This window comes from Anaerolineae bacterium, assembly GCA_014360855.1.
Taxonomy (GTDB): Bacteria; Chloroflexota; Anaerolineae; order JACIWP01; family JACIWP01; genus JACIWP01.
The window spans coordinates 1-5,025 of record JACIWP010000225.1; the positions used below are offsets into that span (position 1 = coordinate 1).

The 5,025-nt window shown below is 65.1% G+C and carries 5 protein-coding genes; all 5 read left to right on the plus strand.

Annotated elements, in window-relative coordinates:
- The first annotated feature begins 191 nt into the window (after positions 1-191).
- Complete coding sequence (lysS, locus tag H5T60_11470; GenBank protein MBC7243052.1) at positions 192-1,349, plus strand: homocitrate synthase; 1,158 nt, start codon at positions 192-194, stop codon at positions 1,347-1,349.
- Positions 1,340-2,578 carry a 3-isopropylmalate dehydratase large subunit gene (locus tag H5T60_11475; GenBank protein MBC7243053.1) on the plus strand — a complete coding sequence of 413 codons (1,239 nt, stop codon included), beginning with the start codon at positions 1,340-1,342 and terminating at the stop codon, positions 2,576-2,578. Before lysS ends, H5T60_11475 begins: the two co-directional genes overlap by 10 nt.
- A gap of 11 nt (positions 2,579-2,589) precedes the next feature.
- Complete coding sequence (locus H5T60_11480) at positions 2,590-3,105, plus strand: 3-isopropylmalate dehydratase small subunit (GenBank protein ID MBC7243054.1); 516 nt, start codon at positions 2,590-2,592, stop codon at positions 3,103-3,105.
- Positions 3,105-4,334 (plus strand): isocitrate/isopropylmalate dehydrogenase family protein, encoded by a 1,230-nt coding sequence (locus tag H5T60_11485; GenBank protein ID MBC7243055.1) that lies wholly within the window; start codon positions 3,105-3,107, stop codon positions 4,332-4,334. Before H5T60_11480 ends, H5T60_11485 begins: the two co-directional genes overlap by 1 nt.
- Positions 4,331-5,025: lysine biosynthesis protein LysX (gene lysX, locus H5T60_11490; GenBank protein MBC7243056.1), on the plus strand; the 695-nt coding region annotated here is incomplete at its 3' end. The genes H5T60_11485 and lysX, both read left to right, overlap by 4 nt.

Genomic DNA, 5,025 nt, shown 5'->3' on the forward strand with positions numbered 1-5,025 from the left:
CTGCCATAATTCCGGACGCGTGCCGGCCAGCCCAGAGAATTCTGGAGCTGGCCTTTTTATTTACCCGCAGGGAGGTGAGGGGCTGAGGAGCCCCTCCACAGAGGCAGAGATGCACGCCCTGGCGAGCCAGAAATGGCTTGACCAGGGCGTTGTCATAATCTTGGAGCGATAGGGGAGTGGAAAGCATGGCCATTGAGCGATTCAACATTATCGAGTCGACACTGCGAGAGGGGGAGCAGTTCGCCGGCGCTAATTTCACCACGGGGCAGAAGATTGACATCGCCCAGGCGCTGGATGAGTTCGGGGTGGAGTACATCGAGCTGACCTCGCCGGCGGCCTCCCCACAGTCCTTCCGCGACTGCCGCACCATCGCCAACCTGGGCCTGCGCTGTAAGGTCGTCACCCACGTGCGCTGTACGCTGGAGGACGCCAAGCTGGCCGTGGACACCGGCGTCCAGGGGATTGACGTGCTGTTCGGCACCTCCTCCTACCTGCGGGAGTTCAGCCATGGCAAGGATATCCCCTACATCATCGAGAGCGCCGTGAAAGTGGTGGAATACATCAAGTCCCAGGGGCTGGAGGTGCGCTTCAGCGGGGAGGACGCCTTCCGGAGCAACCTGGAGGACCTTCTGCAGATTTTTGCCGCGGTGGACCAGATCGGGGTGGATCGGGTAGGGGTTGCCGATACGGTGGGCATCGCCACGCCTCTTCAGGTGTATGATGTGGTGCGGCGCATCCGCCAGGTGATTAAGCCGACGACGGACATCGAATTCCACGGCCATAACGACGCCGGCTGTGCCATTGCCAACAGCTACTGCGCGCTGGAGGCCGGCGCCACCCATGTTGACACCAGCATCCTCGGCATCGGCGAACGCAACGGCATCACCCCCCTTGGCGGCCTCATCGCCCGGCTGTACACCATAGACCGCTCCCTGGTGAAAAAGTACAAGCTGGAGATGCTGCGCGATCTGGAGACCATGGTGGCCAATATGGTGGGCATCTCCATCCCCTTCAACAATTACATCACGGGTATCACGGCCTTCACCCATAAGGCCGGCATCCACGCCAAAGCCCTGCTCAATAACCCCGAAACCTATGAGGCCATCAACCCGCGCGATTTCGGCCTGACCCGCTACATCAGCATCGCCCATAAGCTGACCGGCTGGAACGCCATCAAGGCGCGCGCCGAACAGTTAGGGCTGAAGATGACGGACCAGCAGATCAAAGAGGTCACCGCGCATATCAAGGCGCTGGCGGACACACGTCCGCTGACGCTGAGCGATGTGGACACCATCTTGCAGGAATGGACATCTCGCGGAGAGAGGGAGGGAGAGTTCGCATGGGCCTGACGCTTTCGGAGCAGATCATCTCGCACGCCGCCGGCCGCGAGGTGCATGCCGGCGATCTGGTGGTGGTTCCCGTGGACTGCGCCATGGGGGTGGATTCCATCACGCCCAGCATCATTGATGTCATGCGTAATGAGCTGGGGGTGGAGCGGGTTTTTGACCCGGACAAGATCGCCATCATCATCGACCATGTGGCGCCGGCGGTCAATATCGCCACCGCTAATGCCCAGGCCAAGGTGCGCCGCTTTGCTATGGAGCAGGGCATCCGACATTTCTATGATGTCGGGCGAGGGGTGTGCCATCAGGTGATGATCGAAGAGGGGCTGGCCGGCCCCGGGCAAATCGTCATTGGCTCCGATTCCCATTCGACGAGCTACGGCGCGGTGGGGGCCTTCGGGTGCGGCATGGGAGCGACCGATATCGCGCTGGCATGGGCGACAGGGCATACCTGGCTGAAGGTGCCGGAGACCATCTGCATTCGCGCGCGCGGGAACTTCTCCGCCGGCGTCACCGCCAAGGACCTGACCCTATGGGTGGAGCAGGCCCTCGGCGCCGACGGCGCGACCTATCGGGCGGTCGAGTATCATGGCGTGGACATGCTCAGCCTGGCCTCGCGGCAGACGCTGGCCTGCATGACGACGGAGTTGGGCGCCAAGGCCGGCATCATCCCGCCCAGCGGCGAGGTGGCGGAGCGCTTCCGGGTGCCGGAGTGGCTGCGCGTGGATCCGAACGCGCAGTACGAGCGAATAGTGGAGGTGGACTTGAATTCCCTGGTTCCCTTGGTGGCGGTGTCCCCGCGAGTGGACGACGTGCGGCCGGCCGCCGAGCTGGGCGATATCCGGGTGGACCAGGTGTTTATCGGCACCTGCACCAATGGCCGGCTGGAGGACCTGCGGATGGCAGCGCGCATCCTGCGGGGCCGGCGGGTGGCGCCGGGCGTGCGCATGCTGGTGGTGCCGGCGTCCAGCCAGGTGCTGATGGACGCCATGGCGGACGGCACCCTGGCGGTCCTGCTGGAGGCCGGCGCGACCATCGGCACGCCGGGCTGTGGGCCGTGCATCGGCCGGCATATGGGAGTGCTGGGCGACGGCGAGGTGGCCATTTCCACCGCCAACCGCAATTTCCGCGGGCGCATGGGATCGCCCAACGCCGAGATTTACCTGGGGTCGCCGGCGACGGCGGCGGCCAGCGCGGTCACCGGACGCATCACCGACCCGCGCGAGTTTCTGTAAGGAGGGGAGCAATGGCACGGGTATGGTTGTTTGGCGAGGATGTGGATACCGATCAGATTGTACCGGGCCGCTATGCCCCGTACATGACCTCCGAGGAGGAACTGCCGAAGCACGCCTTTATTGAGGCCCGGCCGGAGTTCGCGCGGGAGGTGCGCCCAGGGGATATCATCGTCGCCGGCGCGAACTTCGGGTGTGGCTCCTCGCGCGAGTATGCCCCCAAGGCGCTGAAACTGTGCGGCGTCGGCGCCATCATCGCGCCGGGCTTTGCCCGCATCTTCTTCCGCAACGCGCTGAACCTGGGCATCCCGTTGTTCGAGACCGATTTGACCGGCGTACTGCGCGATGGGCAGGAAGTGACGCTGGATATGGAGCGGTACGTGGTGGTGACGGACGCCGGCCAGGAATATCCCCTTAAGCCGCCGCCCGATTTCGTGCGGGAGATATGGGAGGCCGGCAGTACGGTCGCATATTTCCGCCGCTACGGCCGCCTGCCCGGTCAGCGCGCAAGGGAACAAGGAGGGGAATGATGGCATATACCATCTGTGTCATTCCGGGTGATGGTATCGGCCGCGAGGTGGTGCCGGCGGCCATCGAGGTCCTGCGCGCTACGGGGCTGGATTTGCGCTTTCATTTCGCGGAGGCCGGCTGGGCATGTTTTCAGGAGCTGGGCACAGCTCTGCCGGACGAGACCATTCAGGCGGTGCGGGAAGCGGATGCGACCCTGTTCGGCGCGGTTTCTTCGCCCACTGGCCGGCGCGTCGAGGGCTACCGCAGTCCCATCGTGGCACTGCGGCGGGAGTTTCACCTGTACGCCAACCTGCGGCCGGCGCGCTCCTGGCCCCTGGCCGGCGTCCGGCCGGGCATTGACCTGCTCATCGTGCGGGAGAACACCGAGGACCTGTATGTCCAGCAGGAGCATCTGGAAGGGGAGCGGGCGGTGGCGGAGCGCGTCATCACCCGACAGGCCTCGGAACGGGTGGCGCGTGCCGCCTGCCGGCTGGCCATGGGCCGGCGGCGCAAGCTGACCATCGTCCATAAGGCGAACATCCTGCCCTTGACCTGCGGCCTGTTCCGCGACACGGTGCGCCAGGTGGCCGGCGAATTTCCTGGCCTCGAGGTGGAGGAAGTGTTGGTGGATGCCATGGCCATGCGGCTGATCCGGGATCCGGAGTCCTTTGACGTCATCGTCACCACCAATATGTTCGGCGATATTTTGTCCGACGAGGCAGCGGCGCTGTGCGGCGGCATGGGCCTGACACCCTCCGCCAACCTGGGAGATGCGGTGGCGGTGTTCGAGCCGGTGCATGGTTCGGCGCCGGACATCGCCGGCAAGGGCCTCGCCAACCCCATGGCCGCTATTCTGGCCGCCTCGATGATGCTCTCGTACCTGGGAGAGGCGGAGGCGGCCGGCTGGTTGGTGCAGGGGGTGGAGACAGCCCTGCGCCGGCGGGTGATGACGCCGGACCTGGGCGGGCAGGCGAGCACGGCGCAGGTGACAGCGGTCATTCGGGAGACGGTCGAGGCATTGGCGGCCGGCCTAGAGAGGGATGCGCTGGAACGTCCTGCCGGCGGCGGAGCAGGGCATGCCGGGGAGACATGGTGGGCCGCGCCCCATCATGAGCTGGAATGCTCGGTCGGGGATGGTCTGGTGTTGGAGCCGTTGCCGGCGCAGGGTGTGCCGCGGCCGGCGGCGCCGGGCCGGCGATATCTGTCGAATTCGTCTGAGGATACCTTCAGGAGGCAGGCATGGCTGTGAAAATCGGAATGCTGTTGTCACGCGTACGGGCGGAGGAGAAGCTCCTGGCCGATGAGATGGAGCGGCGCGGGCTGGATTTCGAGCTGATCGATGACCGACAGTTGATTTTGCCCATGGATCAGCCGGCGCGCCGCTGGGATGTGATCCTGGAGCGCTGTATCCAGCATTCGCGGGCGGAGCATGCCCTGCGGGTGTTTCAGGATTGGGGCATTCCGACGGTGAACCGCTGGGAGGTGGCGCAGATTTGCGGGAGCAAGTTTATGACGACCAGCGCCCTCCTGCGCGCCGGCGTCCCCACCCCGCGCACCGTCATCGCTTTCACGGAAGAGTCCGCGCTCGAGGCCATCGAGCAGATGGGCTATCCGGTGGTCATCAAGCCGGTTGTTGGCTCCTGGGGGCGTATGGTGGTGAAGATCAACGACCGCGATGCGGCGGAGGCGGTGATCCAGCATAAGGCCACGCTGGGGAACTTCCTGCACTCCATCTTCTATATCCAGGAATATATCCGCAAGCCCGGTCGGGATATCCGTTCCTTTGTGGTGGGCGATGAGACCATCTGCGCTATCTACCGCTCCTCCGAACATTGGATCACCAACACGGCGCGCGGCGGGCGGGCGTCCAACTGCCCGGTGACGCCGGAGCTGGACGCATTGAGCCGGGCGGCGGCGCGCGCCGTGGGCGGTGGGGTGCT

Bases quoted from the DNA above. Each gene is read 5' to 3' on its own strand.
- H5T60_11475 (MBC7243053.1), top strand. From the start codon at position 1,340: ATGGGCCTGACGCTTTCGGAGCAGATCATCTCGCACGCCGCCGGCCGC.
- H5T60_11485 (MBC7243055.1), top strand. From the start codon at position 3,105: ATGGCATATACCATCTGTGTCATTCCGGGTGATGGTATCGGCCGCGAG.
- H5T60_11480 (MBC7243054.1), top strand. From the start codon at position 2,590: ATGGCACGGGTATGGTTGTTTGGCGAGGATGTGGATACCGATCAGATT.